At 31.4% G+C, this 2277-nt stretch carries 1 protein-coding gene; it reads left to right on the top strand.

What is annotated here, in order from left to right; translation table 11 throughout:
- Positions 1-2277: UvrD-helicase domain-containing protein (locus SPJ17_RS05300; protein ID WP_321093316.1), on the top strand; the 2277-nt coding region annotated here is incomplete at both ends.

Here is a 2277-nt window from a genome sequence, read left to right on the forward strand (position 1 = left end):
AAACGAGATTGAAAAGGAAAATTTATCTGTTGTTCAAGCAATCAATAGATTGGAAAAATATATAGATAGAATTGAAAAAGTAAGTCAAGATCGAATTGAGTTATATCTACAATCGATTAGAGATTTTGAATCTAAATTAGATCAGCAATCGAAGGAAAATGTATTTGATCACGAAGAAGAGCTAACCGCTGATGAGAAAGAATTAATTAAGGATAAGATAGATTCTTTTAATGACTTTTTAGTTGGGCTTGAAGCTGAAACCACCCTAGAGCTAACGGAATACAGAAGAGTATTTATAAGAAAGAGCTTAGCAAAGGAATATAGATCCTTTAGTAAGGATATAAGGCTTGAAATTAATCGAATTGTATATAATATGAAGACCTTAGGTGGTAAGGAATTATTAACTTACTTAAGAAAGAACTTAAGAATGAATGATCCATTTAAATCGATTAATCACAAGGTCAGAATAAATAATTTAAATCATTTACCATATCGTATGTGCTTTTGGCAAGGTAAGGATTTTTTAGATAGAGAAGAAACTAGAAATGATTTATATATTTATATGTTTGTCACAGATCATGATAAAGATATAGAGAAGATGAATGATATTAAGCCATCGAAATATGTTGAAAATGATTTTGATTTATTTACTTTAAATCTAGATGAGGATTCCGATTCTATAAGACTCCCAGAGCTTAGAAATCAGCAATTTAAGATTGCATCCTACACCCTAGGTCCTGTTGTAGTCTATGGTTGTGCAGGGTCTGGTAAGACCTTAATTTCTATTGACCAATATTGGCAATTAGTTACTCATGCGGAAGAATATAATGATTCTTATATTGCATATGTTACCTTCCAAGAATTATTAAAGGATAAAGCAATGGAATGCATAGATTCCTATGGTATTAAATCCTATTGCTATACATTACCTGAATTCTTTAGATTTGTAACGAAATTTGAAGGTGAATATAAGAATACGAATGAAATGGATTTTATTCGATGGTATCAGGATTATTATGTGGATAAGGGTGATACCTTTGGTAGAAGAAAGGATATTAGTCATATTGAGGATAAGCCATCGGTAGAAAGAATTATTTATACTTACTATAGAGGTGTTTTTAAGGGCTCAGATAAGCTTTGGAATAACAATCCAAACTATAATCATACCTTAAGTAAAGAAGCCTTTATGGCTGAAATGACATCTAAGGAAACCTTCCTTCAGGAGCATGAGATTGAAGATATTTATAGAGTATGTAGTAGATATTACGAATATACAAAAGAAAACAAATTATATGATGATAATGACTGGGCAATAGAGGTGCTAAAGGCATACTCTTTACATAAATTACATCGAATTCAAAATATTATTGTTGATGAGGTTCAGGATTTAACAAGCCTACAGCTTCGTGCAATCATTACATCGCTTAAGGCAGAATCCTTAAATATTTTCTTCTATGGTGATCCACATCAAATTGTGAATCCTACTGTATTTGATGATTCTGTACTTAGAACAGCATTAAAGGAAATATTAGGCCAAAACACAAAGATTAAAGAATCGAATGAGCTTAATATCTTATATAGAACGAATGAATATTTAAAGAATTATTTGGCATCCCTACAGGGGATGAGACTTGAGTGGATTGGAAATTACATGGAGAATTTCGCAAGAGTCATCTCAACTAGGGAGGAAACTAAGATTTCTGATGAAATCTACGATGTTGATAACAACACACAAATTACCTCAGACGATAGGTGGGCATCCTACCTAACCGATAGTAGTCTTATTGGTGAGGCATTAAATAAAGCTATTCTATCGAATGCAGCAATTATAGTACCTGATGAAAAAACGAAGAAGAGTATTATAGTAAAATATCCAAAGATATCTAAGAATAGAATATTTACAATATATGAATGTAAGGGTATGGAATGGAATAAGGTTGTATTATACGACATTATATCGAATGCCAAGAATTACTTCTTAGATATGATTCATGGGAACGCAAAAAAATCTACAGTATGTAGAATGTTCTTTAATAAATATTACGTTGGATGTACAAGAGCAAGAGATACCTTCATCGTTATAGAAAATGATATTACAGATGAGATTAAAGATAATTTATTGATGAAGCTACCTGTGATTTCCGACGCATCTCAAATAAGTCTTTATTTAGATGGTAAGGCATCCTGTAAGGAATGGATTAAGGAAACAAGTAGATTTATTGATAATAAGGATTATAGTAGAGCATTATATCCATTATTAATGGCAAGAACTACGGC

The organism is Anaeroplasma sp. (genome assembly GCF_034179385.1).
Taxonomy (GTDB): Bacteria; Bacillota_I; Bacilli_A; order Acholeplasmatales; family Anaeroplasmataceae; genus Anaeroplasma.